Below are 20,358 nucleotides of genomic sequence, written 5' to 3'. Positions count from 1 at the left end.
GGTTGAATACCCGACTAGAAAGGTGGCCTAATGATGTCGATTTGATATTGGTGCCATGTTGTTCAACGATTGTTCGTTTTATGCGCGCTCGGCGGCTAAATTTACGACAATCCTGCGGTGGAAGATTTAGGTGGGTAAATGGCCTATTTGACAGAGCAGCAATTGCAGGAATTGGGTTTTAAGAAACTCGGTGTTGGTGTAAAGATCAGCGATAAGGCCTGTATATATAATGCGGATCTAATCGAAGTCGGCGATTATTCTCGCATTGACGATTTTTGTGTGGTGTCAGGTAGATTAGTGATTGGCAAATATAATCACATAACGCCCATGTGCCTAGTGGCGGGTGGCGTTCCGGGAATTTATTTTGGCGACTTTTGTACGCTTGCTTATGGTGTAAAAATATTTTCGCAGTCTGACGACTACAGTGGCGAAACGCTAGCCAACTCGCTTATTCCGAAAAGATTCAAGAACGAATATTTCGCTGCAGTGTCTCTTGGGCGACATGTCATCGTAGGCGCTGGGGCAATCGTTTTTCCCGGCGTTGATCTGGCCGAGGGCTGTGCGATTGGGGCTATGGCCCTTGTGACTAAGAGTACGGACAGCTGGGGCGTTTACGCAGGTGTTCCGGCTAAACGTGTGAAAGATAGAAAAAAAGATCTCCTCAAATTAGAAACTCAATTTCTCAGCGAGCTTAGCCATGATTCCATTTAACAAACCACCCTATACCGGCAGTGAAGATGAGCACGTCCTTGCTTCGATGAAAAGTGCGAAAATGGCCGGCGATGGTGCTTATTCGCAGTTATGTCAAGCGTGGTTTGAAAAAAATCTGGATTGTAAAAAGACCTTGCTTACTCCGTCCTGCACTCAGGCGCTGGAGATGGCTGCGTTGTTGATTGATATCAAGCCAGGTGATGAAGTTATCATGCCTAGCTATACATTCGTTAGTACGGCCAACGCCTTTGTTTTGCGCGGCGCTAAAATTGTGTTTGTTGATATTCGCCAAGATACCATGAATATTGATGAAACGCTGATTGAGGCCGCAGTCTCCTCCAAAACTAAGGCTATCATCCCTGTTCATTACGCCGGCGTGGCCTGTGAAATGGATTTGATCATGAGCATCGCGCAGAAGTACAACTTGTACGTTATTGAAGATGCCGCGCAAGGCATGATGTCTACGTATAAAGGCCGTGCGCTTGGTTCGATAGGTCACATGGCGGCGTTCAGCTTTCATGAGACCAAGAATTATACGAGCGGTGGTGAGGGCGGCCTGCTGATCATCAATGACGAGCAATTCATAGCAAGAGCTGAAATCATCAGAGAAAAAGGTACAAATCGCAGTCAATTTTTCAGGGGCATGATCGATAAATATACCTGGGTGGATATTGGCAGCAGTTACCTGCCTTCCGAACTTCAGGCGGCATATCTTTGGGGGCAGATAAATCATGTAAACGATATCAATGAGTTTAGAAAAGCTGTCTGGACCAAATATTATCATAGTTTGCGGCAACTAGCTGACAGTGGCCGTATCGCGTTACCTACTATTCCAGACGCTGTGACTCATAACGGTCATATGTTCTACCTGAAGGTGGCCGACCTTGCTGAAAGAACCTTATTGCTGGATCATATGAAGGCGAATGGAGTAATGGCTGTTTTCCACTACGTACCTCTACATAATTCTTCGGCCGGCAATGACTATAGCCGTTTTCATGGCACTGATAAGTTCACTACTGTGGAAAGCGAGCGCTTGATCAGACTGCCCTTGTATTTTGGTATTACCTCTGAAGAAATTGAAAAAGTAGTGAGCAGCGTCGTGAGCTTCTACAAGTGACACCCAAAAAAATTCTGACCTTTGCGCTGGGCCCGTTGGGTGCAGCGCTACTCAGCTTTCTGACATTGCCGATACTCACCTGGTTTGTCCCGGTAGAAGATGTCGGTCGCGCGGCAATGTTGCAGGTTCTAATTACTTTTTCATTTGTCGTGTCAAGCTTCGGCTTGGACCAGGCTTTTGTCCGCGAATATTATGATTTTGAAAATGAGGGTGAGTTATTTAAGGCGGCATTTCTGCCAGGCTTTACGTTTCTTTTGGGTTGTTCAGCGCTGAGCTTGGTTTTCTTCAAGGAGTATGCGGTCTCTTATTTCTCCTTGAGCAGTTTATCTCTCACTTACATGGTGGCAGCATGCCTATTGATAAATTTTATTAATAGTTTTCTGTCTCACGCCTTAAGAATGAATGGCAAGGCATTGGCTTATTCACTGACTTTAATATTGCCCAAGGCAACGTTTTTAGGCGTTATTTTATTCGGTATTTTTACTGAGTTATCCGCTGGGTTCGGGTTTTTATTATTTGCGCAATGCTTAGCTCTGCTGTCTGCCTTGATTCTGTTGGTTTACTTCACAAGAGGTTTGATCGTTAATGCTTATGGCAGTAAGTTTTCCAGCCAGGTATTCAAGGGATTACTAGGTTTTGGTTTTCCACTGGTATTCGGCAGTATTGCATATTGGGCCCTGACGATGTTTGACAGGATCGCGTTAAGCTGGTGGTCTAGCTTAGCTGAAGTGGGAGTGTATTCCGTAGGGATCAGCTTTGCAGCAGTGGGAATTTTGTTTCAATCTATTTTTTCCGTGGTCTGGTCACCCATTGTATATAAGTGGGCTTCGGCTGGAGAAGATTTAAGTAAAGTCGATGCCGTCGTCGAGCATGCCACTGCCTTTGTGGTTTTTTCGTTCGTAATGATCGGTCTATTCTCTTTCGTGGTTGGGTATTTTCTACCGCGAGAGTATTACATCGTGCAATATATTATCGGCGCATGTATGGGGTTGCCGCTGCTGTATACGTTATCTGAAACGACGGTTGTGGGTGTGCATCTCAAAAAAAGAACCGGCTTGGCGGTATTGGCGCCCATTCTTGCACTGCCGTCGAATATAGCTTTAGCATATTTTTTAATTCCAATTTATGGCGCGGCGGGAGCGGCTATATCAACCAGTATGGCGATGTTTATCTTCTTGGTAGTACGAACTGAGATTTCAATCCATACCTGGAGAGTATTTCCGAGAGCCAAATTATACTGTTGGACTTTATTGTGCGTGGCGTTGTCCTCCTTGCAAGCAACGCAGGGCGACTCGTTTCGATTTGCAATCGGTGGCGCATGGGTAGGTATGGGTGTAATGATGTTATTTTCCTTTAGGAGTAGCGTTAGAATCCTTGGCCAATATGCCATGTCCAGATTTCACACAGTAAAATGAATTTAATCCTGATTTGAGGTTGACATGAAAACCGTGCTTTTTATTTATCGTGGGCTTCAGGTGGGTGGGATTGAAACCTTTTACTGCCGGTTGGCCGAAAATTATGATCAATCCAAATATAATTTTCGATTTCTTTTCTTATGTGAGCGCCATCACTGTGATGTAGAGCTTCTTGCTCGTTTGGAACGCAGTGCCAAGGTAGATTTTTATTCTGGGTATGTAGCTTATAATTTTAGGTCGCTCGCCAAGAAGCTGCCTGTGCCATTGAAAATGTTAGTTAAGCTTAGTTCGGCCGCAATGGAAAAGTTAGCGCTGGAAGTGGATCTTGTACACGCTACTGAAGGTCTGGGCATCCTGCTTGCTCAACAAATTTTTAAATCCTCCAACAAGAAGGCCAGGGTCAATTTAGGATTTTATCATCAGAAAGAATTCAGTTGGGGAAAAGGTCGCGCACTTCCTTACTTTGAAAGAATTAACCGTGCTGCTTTAAGTGGATTGAGCAGCCGAAGTCTTGCTTTCTTCAATGAGGGCGTTGCAGAAACAGTATGTGGAGAAACGGCCCGAAATATCGCTGAAACTAACGTCTTCCCACTGGGTGTCGATGTAGTTCAGTCGAAAAATAAGAATGAGTTTTCTGAAGGTAAGCGTATAAAAATTATTTCAATTGGTCGTTTAACCAACTTTAAAACTTATAATTTGTGGATGATAGATGTTGTTGCTGACCTCGTCGCTAAAGGCTATGAGGTCACTTATGATGTTTATGGCAGGGGAGATATTGAGGCCGAGGTTACCGAAAAAGTTCGTGCTTCTGGTGCTCCGGTATTTTTAAAGGGAACCTTGAAATACTCTGAATTCTCGCGTGTCGTCACCAACTATGATTTATTTGTCGGTAGTGGCACTGCAATTATCGAAGCCTCTGCCCTTGGAGTGCCTGCAATTATTGGTATTGAATCAATTCCAGATTCAAAAACGTACGGATATTTTTCGGATATTTCCGGGTTTACATATAATGAGCTAGGTTTGGACTTGCCGTTGCTTGATGTGGCTAACTTGATTGAAGGGTTTGCCTCCCTCTCTACGGAGCAGAAGCAGCTTCTTGGGCGTCGCCACATGCTTAAGGCTGAACTGTTTTCAATGGAGCATTGTGTGTCAAACTTCTCGAGCCTGTTCGAAGCTACAGACCCTCTGGCTTTAGAAGTGCACAATTACTCTTGGCTGGGTTACAGGTTGAGCTATGTGATGACAAGCATTCTCTCGAAGCTAGTTAAAACAAGCTACACTGAGAAGTATAACTGAGATGATTAATACATACTCGCTCGTCGCGTTGTATTTATCAGTTTTGTCGTTCGCAGAGTTAGCGATAAGTAATGTAAGTCTGAGGAAGTGCGCGTTTTTTATTCTAGGTATCGTACCGTTGGTTTTATTCGTAGGGCTTAGGGGGGGCGACGTTGATGACGACTATTACAGTTACATAAAGTACTTTGAGCTGGCCCCGACGCTGTCCAATTTTGCGTCTGATCTTCAGGACTACGAAGAGCAGACGTCGGGTGTTGAAAAAGGCTTCTCGTTAGTAGCATCAGTGTTAGCAAGCATAGGCGCCTCGCCAGAGGTGGGAATATTTGTTTTTGCACTGATTAATTTTCTATTTTTATACTGGGTAATTACCAGGTACAGTATAAATTATTTTTATTCGCTCTTTATTTACTATTGTTTATTTTTGCCGACATTTTTTACCCATATACGCTTCTCTTTGGCGCTGGTGGTGGGGTTCTATGCGCTGATGCGTTTGCTGGTATACCGTCGTAAGTTACTTTCTTGGGCACTGTTGCTCGCAACGCCTTTTATGCATATTGCCGCGATTATATTTATTCCCACTATTATCGGTTATCGGCTCATGAAAAATGTGAAGATAATTCATTTCGGCGTGGTTGTTTTAATGATTTCCAGTTTTTTGCTGGTTGTAGATTTCTCGGCAATCATAGGTGGTATTTTGAGTTACGTCGGGGGGCGATATGAGTTCTATGTGTCAGCCGGCACGGGGTCGATAGTGTCAGCGGCGCTACGTATCTTGTTTTTATTTTTGTTTTTGTTGGGGTTCAAAGGCGCGTATGGTGCTGCGTTTTCTGAGGCAGTATTGCGCAAACCAGATCCATCCAGTTTTTATATTGTGTTCTTTATTTATTGCTTATCGACCCTTGTATGGTCTATAGGTTGGCAAGTCGATGTGCTATATCGTCTGGGACTGGCACTTCAATTTTCCATGGTTTTACTGGTGCCTTATTATATTTATTATCATGCAAAACAACGCGTGATGTCATACGTGCTGGTAGGCGCCTCGACAGGTTTGTTCAATGGTTACTTATTTTATACACTCGCTGGTGGGGTCTCGGTGCTAGGGGATTATCAAACTATCTTCTCGGGTCAGTAGGGTAATGATAGTTACCTTCAGCAGAATAAATGGCGGGGTGGTATAGGCATGAGCGTTCAAAAAGGGCTAGCGTGCGTGACGGGTGGTACCGGCATGGTGGGAAAGAAGATCGTCGACCATCTTCTTGCTGAAGGTTATGGCGTGCGCGTCTTGACTCGTAAGGCACTGATCGATCAGCCGAGGCTTTCTTATATTACGGGTGATCTTCGTGATCAAGAGGTATTGAATCGGTTTGTTTCTGGGGCTGATATAGTATTCCATTGTGCGGCTGAGTTGCATGATGTCTCCATGATGCAGTCCAGCAATGTCGAAGCCACCGAGGCGCTTATTACAGCCTGTCAGTCTCAGCCTATTAGATACTTTTGTTTCATCAGTAGTGCAGGGGTTGTAGGTTTGACCAATACGCTCGTTGTGGATGAAAGCACGCCATGTAATCCTCAGAACGAATATGAGGTCACTAAAGCAGCCGCAGAACTGCTTGTTGCACAACACAAACCAGGCACTACTACGGTGATGTTGAGACCTACAAACGTGGTTGATAGTGATAAGCCGGGCGTGTTTGTTATGGCGAAGGAGGGAGGGTTAGCTAACCGGCTCAAGGTCTTCATCAAAGGCGGAGAATGTGCTCACTTGGTGCATGCGCACGATGTGGCTGCTGCTGCCGTATTTTTTATTTCCCACGAGTTTGAAAAGCCTGAGTGCTTTTTCGTGTCTAGGGATGATGATCCTTTGAACACCGTTGCGGGCGTTTGGAATACCTACCGTACCTACCGTAGGGTCGAGGATGATCATCGAGAAAAAGATGTTTTATATCTGCCCCATTGGCTACCGAGATACTTACGGAAAATTTTTGGCCGTAATAGCAACTCAGGAAAAGTAATTTACTCCGCCGAGAAGTTAAAAGCATTTGGGTTCGAGTTTCTTTATGGTGTTGACGCCATGGCCCTAGAGTTGGTTGTGAAAAATGGATAAAGTCCTGAAGATACTGAATGTGAATATGTCCGTAGATCCAGTGAGCAGCGGCGGTACCGGAGAGCGTACGTTGCAAATGTCCAAGGCATTGGCAAAAGCAGGTAACACTTGCTCAATTTTAACATTGAATATAGGTGATTTGTCGGGTGTCAGTGATGATCTGCTAGCTAGCAACGTTGGCTTAATAAAACTTGCGTGCTGGTCCAAGCGTTTCTACGTGCCTAGCCTTAATCTCCTTAAGGTTTTTCGAGCAGTAAGAAGTGCCGACATCGTACACTTGATGGGGCATTGGACTGTTCTCAACGCAATCGTATATCTTGTCGCGCGCTTATGTGGCAAACCTTATGTCGTTTGCCCAGCGGGCGCATTGCCACTTTTTGGGCGTAGTCAGAAATTCAAGAGATTATATAACTTCATAATCGGTCGGAATATTATTAGGAATGCCAGCGCTTTTATCGCGATTACGACCGACGAAAAAAGTCAATTCTCCTCCTACGGTGTGGCGCCTGATCAGATACAGATCGTAAACAATGGCATAAACCCTAAAGATTTTACTAGCCATAACGTCTCAGCTATTCGTGCGCGTTATGGTCTGGAGAATAGACCGTTCATACTATTTGTAGGCCGATTAAATCCGATCAAAGGACCCGACTTGCTGCTTGAAGCATACCTGCAGCTCGGTGACCAAATTAGTGGTTACGACTTGGTTTTCGTGGGCCCCGACGGCGGTATGAAGCAGCACCTTGTTGAGGCTTCAAGGCAAAAAGAAGTTGAAGGAAAGATACACTTTATCGGCTATTTGGGCGGGACGGAAAAATCGGATATTTATCATGCTGCCGAGTTCTTGGCCATTCCCTCGCGCCAGGAAGCGATGTCGATAGTTGTACTTGAGGCAGGCATTTGCAAAACAGCAGTGCTTCTCACAAGAGAGTGCGGCTTTAACGAGGTCGCTGATGTGGGCGGAGGCGTTGTCGTCGAGGCAGACGTGGAAAGTTTGAAAACCGGGTTGCTTGAGATTACTCAGCAGCACGACTTAAAGGTTCTAGGTGAACAGCTTTCCAGATTTGTAGTAGAAAATTATACCTGGGCGGACGTAGGAAAAAAATTAGAGCGCGTTTTGAGAGATAAGGTCAAGTAGTCAATTTTTTATAAAGGTGTCGCGAACGATGCGTATTTTACTTATTTCTCAATATTTCTGGCCTGAAACATTTATTGTTAATGATTTGGCAAAAAAGCTTGTCAGTCAAGGCCACCAAGTAACCGTGGCTACGGGTAAGCCTAATTATCCCGAGGGTGAAATTTATAGTGGCTACACCGCACGTGGCACCCAATCTGAAATGTATTCAAATGACATTGAAGTATTGCGGATTCCTATTCATCCAAGGGGTAATGGTGGAGCGAAAAACCTTATCCTGAATTATCTGTCTTTTGTGCTTTTAGGCTTATGGCACTTTCCCAGGTTGCTCAAGGGTAAGCGCGTGGACGTCATCGTCGTGTTTGCGCCTTCGCCCATCACTCAGGTCATTCCCGCAATTCTTCTCAAGTGGATCAAACGAGCTCATCTCGCGGTTTGGGTGCAGGATTTGTGGCCAGAAAGCTTGTCTGCCACCGGTTTCGTCAAGAATAAGACCGCGCTCAGTGTGGTTGGATTGATGGTGAAGGGCATTTATAAATTTTGCGATACGCTTTTGTTGCAATCGCACGCTTTTTTTGATCCTACACGAAAATATTCCACCGCTGATAAGCTCGTTTACTTTCCTAATAGTATCGATACCTCGGGTGACGGCGCATCCGGTTCGATTCCCGTTGAGCTGCAGCAAGAGCTTGAGGGCGCTTTCAGTGTCGTATTCGCGGGAAATTTAGGTACAGCCCAGTCGCTGGGAAGTATTGTTGAAGCTGCCAAGCTATTGAAGAACGAATCCGACTTGAAGATTATTCTGGTGGGCAGCGGCAGCATGGCAAAATGGGTCGCGGAGCAAAAAATATTGTATCATTTGGATAACTTGATTTTGGCGGGTCGCTTTCCAATGAATGCAATGCCGGAGGTATTTTCTCGCGCTTCAGTGCTGCTGGTCTCGCTGAAGGACGAGGAGATTTTTTCTTATACGGTGCCCAGTAAAGTGCAAGCCTATCTCGCAGCCGGTCGACCCATTATTGCCTCATTGCGGGGAGAAGGCGCTCGGGTTATTCGGGAATCAGGTGCCGGCGTGACCTGCCTACCTGATGATGGCCAAGCTCTGGCGGATTCCATCCTCCTGCTGAAGTCCTCGTCTCCTGGTCAGCTTGAAGAGATGGGAAAAGCAGGCAGAGACTATTTCGATGAAAATTACGATATGGATGTTCAAGCAACTCGTTTGATTGAGATCTTGACCACCCGTATCGCAAGCTAATAGGTGTTGTAATGCGTGTAATAGTACTAGGTGCAAGTGGAATGCTCGGCAGCGCGGTTTTCAGGGGGCTCAGTGCGTCTGATTCACTGTCTGTTTTTGGTACTGTTCGAAGTATCAGAGGGCTGGATAGCTTTGATAAAACCATGAAGGATCGCTTGGTCTCTGGTATAGATGTACTGGACTCTGACTCTCTGATTGAGCTGTTCCGACAGCTCAATCCGGATATTGTCGTCAATTGCGTTGGTTTGGTTAAGCAATTGAGCTCCGCTAAAGACCCGCTATCCACTCTTCCGGTCAATGCCATGCTGCCGCACAGGCTGTCGAAAATCTGTGCATTGGCCAAGGCGCGCCTTATACATATCAGCACGGATTGCGTATTCTCCGGCCGCAAAGGTATGTACCTGGAAAGTGATATTTCCGATGCCGAAGACCTCTATGGCAAGTCGAAGTTTATTGGCGAAGTTATTGACCAGAACCACGCGGTGACGTTGCGAACCTCGATTATCGGGCACGAATTGAATTCTCAATCGTCGCTAATTGATTGGTTTCTTTCGCAAACTGCGCCTGTCAAAGGTTATTCTCGTGCGATTTTTTCCGGGGTTCCAACGGTTGAGCTCACGCGTATTATTCTTGAGTATGTCATTCCCAACCCTGAGCTGTACGGGCTTTATCATGTTTCAGCAGAACCTATCGATAAATATTCGCTGCTGAAGCTGGTGTCGGGCGTTTACCAGAAGGCTATCGAGATTGAGCCGAATGATGAGCTGGTAATCGACAGGTCGTTGAACTCTGATCGATTCAGGAGTGCTACGGGTTATATCCCGCCTTCCTGGCCCGCTCTGATCGAAAAAATGCATTCTCAGTATTAATATTTTGGTGATTATATGTTTGATAATAAAGTTTTAATGATTACTGGCGGCACTGGTTCGTTCGGTAATACCGTATTGAAACGCTTTCTCGATACTGAGGTTAAAGAGATTCGCGTATTTAGTCGCGACGAGAAAAAACAAGAAGATATGCGCATCTTGTTGAATAATGACAAGGTTAAATTCTACATCGGTGACGTTCGCGACTATGCGAGTGTCTCCCAGGCTATGGTCGGCGTAGATTACATCTTTCATGCGGCAGCTCTGAAACAGGTGCCGTCATGCGAGTTTTATCCGATGGAAGCTGTTAAGACCAACGTCCTGGGCACCGAAAACGTACTGAACGCAGCTATAGCAAATAATGTAAGCCGTGTGGTGGTTCTCAGCACGGATAAGGCCGTTTATCCAATCAACGCCATGGGTATTTCTAAAGCCATGGCTGAGAAACTGGTTGTTGCCAAGTCCAGGATCATACCTCAGTCCGGCCCGGTGATCTGTTCAACCCGCTACGGGAATGTGATGGCTTCACGTGGCTCGGTGATCCCATTGTTTATTCAGCAATTGAAAGATGGACATGACCTGACGGTCACTGATCCTAATATGACGCGTTTCCTTATGTCTCTTGAGGATTCGGTCGATTTGGTTCTGCATGCATTCGAACATGCACTGCAAGGTGACATCTTCGTTCAGAAGGCACCTTCGTCAACCGTCGCTGATTTGGCCCAGGCGTTGAAGGAACTGTTCACCAGCAACGCTTCTACCAAGGTTATAGGTACTCGTCATGGGGAGAAGCTCTATGAGTCGCTTATTTCCCGGGAGGAAATGGCCAAGGCAGAGGACATGGGGCGCTATTACCGGATTCCTGCTGATAATCGGGATTTAAACTACAAGAAATATTTTGTCGAGGGCGAGACGGAAATCTCTGCTCTGGATGATTACACCTCACATAATACCCATCGCTTGGATGTCTCGGGCATCAAGTCCTTGCTGTTGAAGCTGGACTTCATTCAGGAGCAGCTCAATGCTTAAGGTCATGACGCTGGTTGGTACTCGTCCAGAATTGATCAAGATGAGCCGAGTCATCGCCGAGTTTGATAAACAGACTCAGCATATTCTTGTTCACTCCGGTCAGAACTATGACTATGAGTTGAACCAAGTTTTCTTCGATGATCTGGAAATTCGTAAGCCTGATTATTTTCTCGGCGCGGCAGGCGACTCCGCGGCCAAGACTATTTCAGAAGTCATTTACAAGGCGGACGAACTGTTCGAGAAAGAAAAGCCCGACGCCTTGTTGTTGTACGGAGATACTAATACCTGCTTGGCTGTCATTTCTGCCAAGCGTAGAAAAATTCCGGTGTTCCATATGGAAGCGGGAAATCGTTGCTTCGACCAGCGCGTACCTGAGGAGTTGAATCGGAAGGTGCTGGATCATCTGAGCGACATTAATCTGGTGCTGACGGAACATGCCCGTCGTTACCTGCTGGCGGAAGGAATTCGCCCGGAGACCATCATCAAGACTGGTTCTCACATGCAGGAAGTGCTCGACTATTACATGCCACGTATTCTTGAATCTGACATCCTGGCCCGTGAGGGGCTGGAGGACAGCAAGTATTTCGTTGTCAGTGCGCATCGGGAGGAGAACGTTGATACTCCGGAAAACCTGAGAGACTTGCTCGCTTCTCTACGGGCACTGGCCGACACGTATCACTACCCCATTATCGTTTCGACCCATCCCCGTACACGAAAACGACTTGAATCGCTAGGTGAGTCGCTTGATCATCCGCTGATTCGATTTGTCAAACCTTTTGGTTTGCTGGATTACATTAAGCTTCAGTTGAGTTCATTCTGCGTTCTCTCCGACAGCGGTACTATCACAGAGGAAGCGTCACTGCTGAACTTCCCTGCGGTAACTATCCGTAATGCTCATGAGCGGCCGGAAGGCATGGATGAGGGTACGTTGATCATGTGCGGACTTCGCGCGGAGCGCATTTTGGATGCGGTTCGAGTGGTAACGAGTCAACACGACCGTACATCCCGAACTATTCCTGTGGTCGACGACTATCTAGGTGGTCCGGTTTCCAAGCAGGTGGTGCGTATAGTTCATAGCTACACCGACTACATTAATCGTACTGTCTGGTCAAAGACTTAAGAGGCTTACATGCGCGTTCTGATCACCGGTGCTTCGGGTTTTGTTGGCGGTAGGCTCGTCAGTGTATTGGCTAGCAAGACCTCGTTCGAATTGTACGCAGCGGCCCGCCGAGATATTCCACACTGCCCGGCGACAGTTCGCACTGTAGAAGATTTTAGTTCTGAGGCTAAATTTACGCCATTGGTAGAAGGTATGGACATAATCGTTCATGCTGCCGCTCGCGTGCACGTTATGAACGACAAGTCGGCTGACCCCCTGGAGGCCTTTCGCAAAGTCAATGTGGAGGGCACGCTTAACTTGGCACGTGCCGCTGCTGCGGCAGGCGTCAAGCGGTTCATCTTTATCAGCTCTATCAAGGTTAATGGAGAAGGTACGCCGAAAGGAGTTCCTTACAAGGCCGATAGTACGCCAGCGCCGATGGATGCGTACGGCGTATCGAAGCTTGAAGCTGAGCAGGCGTTGCAGAAATTGGCGTTGGCGACGAACATGGAAGTAGTGATCATTCGCCCAGTGCTTGTATATGGGCCTGGAGTAAAAGCCAACTTTTTAAACATGATGCGGTGGATAGAGAAAGGAATTCCTTTGCCGTTTGGTGCAATTCATAATAGCCGAAGTTTGGTTTTTATCGATAACCTTGTTGATCTTATCCGCGTGTGTATTGTGCATCCTGCTGCTGCAAACCAGACTTTCCTTGTGAGTGACGGCAAAGATGTCTCTACCACTCAATTGTTGCGTAAAATAGCGACGGCGCTAAATAAAGCATCTTATTTGTTAGCTGTCCCCAGTGCTCTCTTGGAATGGGGGGCATCATTAGTGGGTAAAAAGTCTCTGTCACAAAGATTGTGCGGTTCGCTGCAAGTGGATATCACTAAAACGACGAAGCTATTGGGTTGGACACCACCTGTGAGTATTGATCAGGCGCTGCGAGATACTGCTTCTGCATTCCAGGAGCACCGTAAATAATGAAGTATTGGTTTTTTCTGCCGACGATAGCCGTCCTTTCGTTGTTTTTGACCGCTGCCTTGCGCAAATACGCACTGGCCCGAAGCCTGGTGGACGTGCCTAATGCTCGCAGTTCGCATTCAATTCCGACCCCGCGAGGTGGTGGCGTTGCGGTGGTCGTAGCGTTTCTTGTGGCACTGCCCTTTTTGAATTGGTTTGACCTGGTACCCACGCCTACGCTGCTTGGCGTGGGTGGAGCGGGCGTCTTGGTTGCTGTCGTGGGGTTCATGGATGACCATGGGCACATTGCAGCGAGATGGCGCTTGCTTGGGCATTTTAGCGCTGCCCTATGGGCGTTATATTGGCTGGGCGGCTTGCCTGAAGTCCAAGTGTTTGGTTTTGGCGTCGATCTGGGCTGGATTGGTCACCTGATCGCTGCATTTTACTTGGTGTGGATGCTCAATCTTTACAATTTCATGGACGGTATCGATGGCGTTGCGAGTATAGAGGCATTGTGTTCTTGCTTTGGCGCGTGCCTGCTCTACTTCGTCTGTGGCTATGTCGATCTGCTCTGGTTGCCTATGCTGCTTTTCATGGCAGTGGCTGGCTTTCTGTATTGGAATTTCCCTCCCGCGCGTATTTTCATGGGGGACGCTGGAAGCGGTTTTTTAGGGATTACCCTCGGTTGCATCTCGCTGCAAGCCGCCTGGGTTGATGCGCAGTTATTGTGGGGTTGGCTTATCCTATTGGGCGTCTTCATTGTCGACGCTACATTCACACTGATCCGTAGACTGGCTCGCGGTGACAAGGTTTACGAAGCCCACCGCAGCCATGCTTATCAGTTCGCGTCTCGGCATTACCGCAAACACTTACCGGTTACGCTTGCGGTTGCGGCTATCAACTTGCTGTGGTTGCTGCCCGTGGCGCTCGCTGTTGTAATATTCAAGCTGGACGGCTTCACGGCTACCATGGTGGCGTACGTCCCCTTGATTGTATTAGCGATTAGATTCCGTGCGGGACAACTTGAAGAAAGTGCTTCATAAGTTCGTTTTATAGCCGTTGCTATGGACATGTGTTTTGCCATCCTGAGGATCGGCACGAGGTGAGCGAAAAGGTTATGGATAAGTTGCGGATATTCTTGTTGGGATTACCTCGTCGTCAAAAACGGTTGATGCAGGTGGTCACTGACTTCATTTTGGTTTGGGGCGCGTTATGGCTCGCCTTTGTCGTTCGTCTCGGGGTGGACGAAATGACAAATCCGATTCGTGAGCATTTTTGGTTATTCCTGACCGCTCCGGTGGTTTCGATACCGCTGTTTATCCGTTTTGGAATGTATCGAGCGGTCATGCGGTATTTCGGCAACGATGCCTTGATCGCGATAATCAAAGCCGTCAGCTTGTCTGCGCTGATCTTGGGCGTCGTTGTTTATTGGTACAGCAACCACCAGAACGTCGTCCCACGCTCCATCATCTTCAATTACTGGTGGCTCAGCCTGATCATGGTCGGTGGTTTGCGCTTGGCGATGCGTCAGTATTTCCTGGGCGACTGGTTCGCAGCATCGCAGCATGTGCCGTTTACGAGTCGCGATGATGGTCTGCCACGGGTTGCAATCTACGGCGCAGGTGCTGCGGGCAACCAGTTGGTCGCAGCATTGCGCATGGGCAGAGTGATGCGGCCGGTAGCTTTTATTGACGATGATGTCAGCATCACTGATCGTGTTATTTCAGGCTTGCAAGTCTACAAACCCAAGCATATACAACGCATGATCGACGCTACCGGAGCCCAAGAAATCCTGCTTGCGATCCCATCCTCCAACCGTGGCCGCCGCCGTGAAATTCTCGGTTTTCTTGAAGGCTTTCCGCTCCATGTGCGAAGCGTTCCAGGTTTTATGGACTTGGCCAGTGGTCGTGTCAAAGTAGACGATATCCAGGAAGTCGATATCGCAGACCTGCTGGGCCGCGATGCAGTACCTGCCCAGGCCGATCTTCTGGAGCACTGTATCAAGGGGCAAAATGTCCTAGTGACCGGTGCGGGGGGATCGATCGGCTCAGAGCTTTGCCGTCAGATTCTCGCCTTGCGTCCAACGACGCTGCTGTTGTTCGAACACAGCGAATTCAATCTGTACAGCATCCTTTCAGAGCTTGAGCAACGCGTTGTTCGTGAGTCACTGCCAGTTAAGCTATTGCCGATCCTCGGGTCGGTGCGTAACCAAGCAAAACTGGTAGATGTCATGAAAACCTGGCGCGTAGACACTGTTTACCATGCCGCAGCTTATAAGCATGTGCCAATGGTTGAGCACAACATCGCCGAAGGCGTGTTGAACAATGTGATCGGCACGCTTAATACTGCCCAGGCCGCGCTTCAGGTGGGGGTGTCCAACTTTGTTTTGATCTCCACCGACAAAGCGGTACGCCCAACAAATGTCATGGGCAGTACCAAGCGTTTGGCTGAATTGACCCTACAAGCGCTCAGTCGTGAACCGGCTCCCGTACTGTTCGGTGACAAGTCGAACATCTCTCGCGTCAACAAAACCCGTTTTACGATGGTTCGTTTTGGCAATGTACTGGGTTCCTCCGGCTCAGTGATTCCGCTCTTTCACAAGCAGATCAAGTCTGGTGGCCCGCTGACGGTCACTCATCCAAAGATCACCCGCTACTTCATGACGATACCTGAAGCGGCCCAGTTGGTAATCCAGGCAGGCTCTATGGGCTTGGGAGGGGATGTATTTGTGCTGGACATGGGCGAGCCGGTGAAGATTGTCGAGCTGGCCGAAAAAATGATTCATCTTTCCGGCCTGAGTGTTCGTTCCGAAAAGAATCCTCATGGTGATATCGCAATCGAGTTCTCTGGCCTGCGTCCCGGTGAAAAACTTTACGAAGAGTTGCTGATTGGTGACAACGTTGTCGCTACCCAGCACCCAATGATCATGAGTGCCAACGAAGATCATTTGTCATGGGAAACTCTCAAAGAAAAGCTGACGGAGCTGCTTACGGCTGTGGATGAGGACGATTACACCCGCGTGCGCCAACTCTTGCGCGACACCGTCAGCGGCTATTCCCCTGACGGCGAAATCGTCGACTGGATCTACCAGCAACGTCGCCTGGAGCCGTGAGTTAACACCCTGTTACTCACCCATCTTTGACACCTCCCAAACATCACCTAAGTTAGAAAAGCAGCTTCGGAAAAGCTGCTTTTCTCTTACCGATGTCATGGAGCGTCACCAATGCAAAACCTCTACATTTCCTCCCTAATTTTCGCCTTCCTCACCAGCCTCTCCATCGCCACCACCGCCGCGCCGTCTATCAAGCCAGAACCCCCAACCCCGATCTCCACCCAAATGACCAAAACCGAGCAATCCACCAAGGTCAACCTCAACGCTGCCGACGCCGAAACCCTGCGCCGCGATCTGTTCGGCATTGGTGCTTCCAAGGCGAAGGCAATCATCGCCTATCGCGAGAGCAACGGCCCGTTCACGGCGGTGGATGAGTTACTGGAAGTGAAAGGCATCGGCAAGGCATTGCTGGAAAAGAATCGCGACAGGCTGGTTATTAATTGAGGATCTGAAAACAGCGCGGAGGGCCGGTCATACACCGGCCTTTCCTTTAACTAACCGACCTTGCGATTTCCTCACTGACGCAGCATTGGCACGAAACGTGGTTACCTCTTCCTCAGTGATTGTTCAACAATCTCGAGGTAACAATGCCACTCACTTTATCTTTAGCCGACCAGATCGCTCTGGAACTGCGCGCCGACATCATCGGCGGCCGGCTGTTACCAGGCATGCCGTTGATTGAGGTCGATCTGGTCAAGGCCTACAACGCATCACGCAATACAATTCGCGAGACGCTGCATCGTCTCGGCCAGGAGGGCCTGACTCGCTATGTCCGCAACAAGGGCGTCATGGTTCGGCGCTTGGAGCGAGCAGAAGTACGCGACCTCTTCGTCGTCCGCCGCACCCTGGAATTGCAGGCCATAGCCCAAAGCGGCCCGCTGACGGACGCTCAATCGACACATATGCAAAACGCCATCGACGCCACCACCCTAGCCCGGGAGCGCGAAGATTGGCGAGCCGTGGCCACTCACAGTCTTATGTTCCACCAGCAGATCGTCGCGTTGATGGGCAGCCCGTTGTTCGACGAGTTCTTCGCCCAGGTGATTGCCCAGTTGCGCCTGGCGTTCTGCGCCGCGCCTGACGAGCAACGTTTCCAATCACCCTGGCTGGAGCGTGACCATGAGATATACACACTGCTAACCCGCAACCAAACCCAGGCCGCCAGCGAGGCGATGAGTCTGTACCTGGATGACTCGGAACACCTTTCTCTTGCTTTGTTTGATCAACCTTGATGGAGGAGTGCCCCATGTACAAAGACTATCCCGCCGCGTACCAGGTCAGCAAAGGTTCGGCGTTGCAGGTGGATACGGCGTTCTATGAGCGCATTCGTGATCAGAAAACCCAGCGCACGTTGATCGAACAGTTCGAGGTGCCGATCCGCACGGGGAGGGCGTGGAAGGTGCCGGCGGGGCATGTGTTTCGTGTGACCACGCCGGTGGGGCCGCAGGTGGGGGATTTCAATGTCTGGAACGCTAACGACCCACGCGAACGTTTGTGGGCCGCGCGCACCCGGCAGCTTCAAGGCGCCCATGTCAGCACTCATGATCGGTTGTGGTCGAACCTGCCTTTTCTACGGCCCTTGGTCACGATCACCGATGACAGCCTGGCCAGCTACGGCATTGATGAGCACGGTGGGCGTTTGCACGATTTGTTGGGCACGCGATGCGACCCCTATGTGAACCGTATGTTGACCGGGGAGGACTTTCATCACCATTGCCACTCGAACCTGACCCGTGCGGTATTGCCCCATGGGCTGACGGAGTTCGATGTGCATGACGTGTTGAATATTTTCCAGTGCACCGGGCTCAATCAGGATGACATGTACTTTATGAAAGCCTGTCCGGCGAAGAAGGGCGATTACCTGGAGTTTTTTGCCGAGATTGATCTGCTCTGTGCGTTGTCGACGTGCCCTGGCGGGGATTTGTCGCTGCCGATGTGGGGGCCGGATGCGCAGGATCCGCTGACGGTGTGCCGTCCGTTGGGGGTGGAGATCTACCGGTTGGAGGATGAGTTGCTCAATGGCTGGAGCCAACCGGAACGTGCTGCCTACAAGGGGCAGCACGGCTTGCATATTGCCAAGGCGGATTGGGAGTAACGCAAGATTTAGCGATCCTGCGCATCCTTGGCATCTGCCTGCGCATTGCGCTCGGCTACGCGTTTACGTTGTTCGTCGGTGAGTTCCACCTTGTTGGCGCTGTCACGCAGCATCATCAGGCCACCGACGATCGACCCGATCGCTACTACCATAATCAACCATGCATACCACGGCATAAGACGCTCCTTGAGGCAGAGGTTCGTGGGAGAATTTTCCCACGGTAATCACTGCTTTGAGTGACGGGCTTTCTGAGTAGTTCAGTGTAGGCCCGTTCTGCCTCATAGGCGCTACTGTCCGGTCAACATTGCATCCGCCGGCGCATCGATGCGGTCTTGTGCGGTCATCTGGAAGTAGATAAAGCCCACCGCCATAAAGCCCAGGAAGATCAGCCCGATCAAGGCATTGAACCAGGCCATCGCCACCAGGCATACCACCGCTAGCGCCAGCGCAATGCCCGGCACGATGGGGTAGCCCGGCGCGCGGAAGGTGCGTTCCAGTAGTGGCTCGGTCATACGCAGTTTGAACAGGCTGAGCATGCTCATGATGTACATGACGATGGCACCGAACACCGCCATGGTGATCATCGCGGCGGTCAGGGTCATGCCGCCCAGGTTGATCAGGCCGTCGCTGTAGATGGCGGCGATGCCCACCACGCCGCCGGCGAGGATGGCCCGGTGCGGTGTCTGGAAACGTGAGAGTTTGGCCAGGAAAGACGGCAGGTAACCGGCACGGGCCAGGGCGAAGAACTGGCGCGAGTAGCCGAGGATGATGCCGTGGAAGCTTGCCACCAGGCCGAACAGGCCAATCCATACCAGCATGTGCAACCAGCCGGAGCTGTCACCCACCACGGTTTTCATCGCCTGGGGCAGTGGGTCGTTGATGTTCGAGAGGGTGCGCCAGTCACCCACCCCGCCAGCGAAGAACATCACGCCCATGGCCAGGATCACCAGGGTGAGGATGCCGCTGATGTAGGCCTTCGGAATGGTGCGCTTGGGGTCCTTGGCTTCTTCGGCGGCCATGGCCGCGCCTTCGATGGCGAGGAAGAACCAGATCGCGAAGGGGATGGCGGCAAACATACCGGCAATCGCCGGGGCACTGAAGGTGTCGGAACCGGCCCAGCCATTGAGGGCAAAATTGCTGAAGCTGAACGCCGGGGCGACTACGCCCATGAATACCAGCAGTTCGGCGACGGCCAGCACGCAGACCACCAACTCAAAGGTGGCGGCAAGTTTCACCCCGAGGATATTCAGGCCCATGAACACGATATATGCACCGACGGCGGCGTGCTTGGGGTCGAGTGCCGGGAATTGCACGTTCAGGTACGCGCCAATGGCCAGGGCAATCGCGGGCGGGGCGAAGACGAATTCGATCAAAGTGGCCAGGCCGGCAATCAAGCCGCCTTTCTCACCGAAGGCGCGACGGCTGTAGGCAAAGGGGCCTCCGGCGTGGGGAATCGCAGTGGTCAGTTCGGTGAAGCTGAAGATAAAGCAGGTGTACATCGCGGCGACCATTAATGATGTCACCAGAAACCCTAAGGTCCCGGCGACGCCCCAGCCATAGCTCCAGCCGAAATATTCGCCGGAGATCACCAGCCCGACGGCGATGCCCCATAGGTGCAGGGTGCCCAAGGTGGGTTTGAGTTGTGTGTTCATTGTGGGTGCTCCCTGAACCGTTTGGAATGATTCAAGGTGTTGCAGTGGTTATGCCAAGCCTCAGAACTATGTCGTAAAGCAGTGCCTATGTCGCCGGGGGGACGGTTTGGCGTTTGAATGTGGCATGAGTTGCACCACATAAGTGCGGTGGTGACTTGGCGGGCGCTTTCGCGGGCAAGCCCGCTCCCACACTTGACCGAGTGTTAACTGAAAGAACGCAGTCGAATGTGGGAGCCTGGCTTGCCCGCGAAGAGGCCCTCCCAGCCACTGCAAATCCCGCTGTAAACCCCGCGTAAACCCACTCTTTACGCCATCTTTACGCCCCACCCTGCGCCTCGCTCTCGTTCCTTTACACCGCTCCTGCGGACAATGCCCCCACACGCGGCAATCGCCGCAAGACGGGGAAATTTCCATGAGCGTTCTGGACGGAGTGTCACTGCTATTGGCCGTGGCGCTGTTCATTTATCTGCTGGTTGCGCTGTTACGCGCGGATCGGAACTAGGAGCGGC

The 20,358-nt window shown here is 49.9% G+C and carries 20 protein-coding genes; 18 read left to right on the top strand and 2 right to left on the bottom strand.

The window, feature by feature from the left end; genetic code table 11:
* Positions 1–138: 138 nt before the first annotated feature.
* From MHH62_RS07880 to MHH62_RS07800, 17 genes are all read left to right on the top strand, one after another.
* Positions 139–711: an acyltransferase gene (locus tag MHH62_RS07880; protein ID WP_339232790.1), complete on the top strand. Its 573-nt coding sequence runs from the start codon at positions 139–141 to the stop codon at positions 709–711.
* Entirely contained in the window at positions 698–1,828 is a 1,131-nt protein-coding gene (rffA, locus tag MHH62_RS07875; RefSeq protein ID WP_339232788.1) for a dTDP-4-amino-4,6-dideoxygalactose transaminase, read from the top strand. Before MHH62_RS07880 ends, rffA begins: the two co-directional genes overlap by 14 nt.
* Complete coding sequence (locus MHH62_RS07870) at positions 1,825–3,243, top strand: oligosaccharide flippase family protein (RefSeq protein ID WP_339232787.1); 1,419 nt, start codon at positions 1,825–1,827, stop codon at positions 3,241–3,243. The genes rffA and MHH62_RS07870 overlap by 4 nt, the downstream gene beginning before the upstream one ends.
* Positions 3,244–3,267: 24 nt before the next feature.
* Positions 3,268–4,539: a hypothetical protein gene (locus MHH62_RS07865; protein ID WP_339232786.1), complete on the top strand. Its 1,272-nt coding sequence runs from the start codon at positions 3,268–3,270 to the stop codon at positions 4,537–4,539.
* Between the two features lies 1 nt (position 4,540).
* Complete coding sequence (locus tag MHH62_RS07860; RefSeq protein ID WP_339232785.1) at positions 4,541–5,671, top strand: EpsG family protein; 1,131 nt, start codon at positions 4,541–4,543, stop codon at positions 5,669–5,671.
* Between the two features lie 48 nt (positions 5,672–5,719).
* Positions 5,720–6,643, top strand: a complete 924-nt coding sequence (locus MHH62_RS07855; protein WP_339232784.1) for an NAD-dependent epimerase/dehydratase family protein — start codon at positions 5,720–5,722, stop codon at positions 6,641–6,643.
* The gene (locus MHH62_RS07850; RefSeq protein WP_339232783.1) at positions 6,636–7,781 is read left to right on the top strand and encodes a glycosyltransferase; all 1,146 of its coding nucleotides are present in this window, start codon (positions 6,636–6,638) and stop codon (positions 7,779–7,781) included. Before MHH62_RS07855 ends, MHH62_RS07850 begins: the two co-directional genes overlap by 8 nt.
* Positions 7,782–7,809: 28 nt before the next feature.
* A complete protein-coding gene (locus MHH62_RS07845) occupies positions 7,810–9,033 on the top strand; it encodes a glycosyltransferase family 4 protein (protein ID WP_339232782.1) in 1,224 nt (407 codons plus the stop codon).
* An 11-nt stretch (positions 9,034–9,044) separates the two neighbouring features.
* Positions 9,045–9,902, top strand: a complete 858-nt coding sequence (locus MHH62_RS07840; protein ID WP_339232780.1) for an SDR family oxidoreductase — start codon at positions 9,045–9,047, stop codon at positions 9,900–9,902.
* Between the two features lie 15 nt (positions 9,903–9,917).
* Positions 9,918–10,928 (top strand): polysaccharide biosynthesis protein, encoded by a 1,011-nt coding sequence (locus tag MHH62_RS07835; protein ID WP_339232779.1) that lies wholly within the window; start codon positions 9,918–9,920, stop codon positions 10,926–10,928.
* Positions 10,921–12,048, top strand: a complete 1,128-nt coding sequence (gene wecB / locus MHH62_RS07830) for a UDP-N-acetylglucosamine 2-epimerase (non-hydrolyzing) (protein WP_339232777.1) — start codon at positions 10,921–10,923, stop codon at positions 12,046–12,048. The genes MHH62_RS07835 and wecB overlap by 8 nt, the downstream gene beginning before the upstream one ends.
* 9 nt (positions 12,049–12,057) lie before the next feature.
* Positions 12,058–13,011, top strand: coding sequence for an SDR family oxidoreductase (locus tag MHH62_RS07825; protein WP_339232776.1), 954 nt, complete (start codon positions 12,058–12,060; stop codon positions 13,009–13,011).
* The gene (locus tag MHH62_RS07820; RefSeq protein ID WP_339232775.1) at positions 13,011–14,033 is read left to right on the top strand and encodes a glycosyltransferase family 4 protein; all 1,023 of its coding nucleotides are present in this window, start codon (positions 13,011–13,013) and stop codon (positions 14,031–14,033) included. Before MHH62_RS07825 ends, MHH62_RS07820 begins: the two co-directional genes overlap by 1 nt.
* 74 nt (positions 14,034–14,107) lie before the next feature.
* Positions 14,108–16,102 carry a nucleoside-diphosphate sugar epimerase/dehydratase gene (locus MHH62_RS07815; protein WP_339233030.1) on the top strand — a complete coding sequence of 665 codons (1,995 nt, stop codon included), beginning with the start codon at positions 14,108–14,110 and terminating at the stop codon, positions 16,100–16,102.
* Between the two features lie 111 nt (positions 16,103–16,213).
* Positions 16,214–16,546, top strand: coding sequence for a ComEA family DNA-binding protein (locus MHH62_RS07810; protein WP_072434417.1), 333 nt, complete (start codon positions 16,214–16,216; stop codon positions 16,544–16,546).
* Between the two features lie 143 nt (positions 16,547–16,689).
* Complete coding sequence (locus MHH62_RS07805; protein ID WP_339232774.1) at positions 16,690–17,334, top strand: GntR family transcriptional regulator; 645 nt, start codon at positions 16,690–16,692, stop codon at positions 17,332–17,334.
* A gap of 14 nt (positions 17,335–17,348) precedes the next feature.
* Positions 17,349–18,197: a DUF1989 domain-containing protein gene (locus MHH62_RS07800; protein ID WP_014717638.1), complete on the top strand. Its 849-nt coding sequence runs from the start codon at positions 17,349–17,351 to the stop codon at positions 18,195–18,197.
* 8 nt (positions 18,198–18,205) lie between these two features.
* Here MHH62_RS07800 and MHH62_RS07795 read toward each other — a convergent pair whose 3' ends face one another.
* Positions 18,206–18,373, bottom strand: coding sequence for a DUF2897 family protein (locus tag MHH62_RS07795; RefSeq protein WP_003172675.1), 168 nt, complete (start codon positions 18,371–18,373; stop codon positions 18,206–18,208).
* 111 nt (positions 18,374–18,484) lie between these two features.
* Positions 18,485–19,849, bottom strand: a complete 1,365-nt coding sequence (gene eat / locus MHH62_RS07790) for an ethanolamine permease (protein WP_060767576.1) — start codon at positions 19,847–19,849, stop codon at positions 18,485–18,487.
* 412 nt (positions 19,850–20,261) lie between these two features.
* Here eat and kdpF point away from each other — a divergent pair, with 412 nt between their 5' ends.
* The gene (gene kdpF, locus MHH62_RS07785) at positions 20,262–20,351 is read left to right on the top strand and encodes a K(+)-transporting ATPase subunit F (RefSeq protein WP_003218754.1); all 90 of its coding nucleotides are present in this window, start codon (positions 20,262–20,264) and stop codon (positions 20,349–20,351) included.
* Positions 20,352–20,358 lie beyond the last annotated feature (7 nt).

Origin of the sequence: Pseudomonas sp. FSL L8-0168 (assembly GCF_037976155.1) — a bacterium.
Taxonomy (GTDB): domain Bacteria; phylum Pseudomonadota; class Gammaproteobacteria; order Pseudomonadales; family Pseudomonadaceae; genus Aquipseudomonas; species Aquipseudomonas paracarnis.
This window is presented reverse-complemented; position numbering and strand designations above follow the sequence as displayed.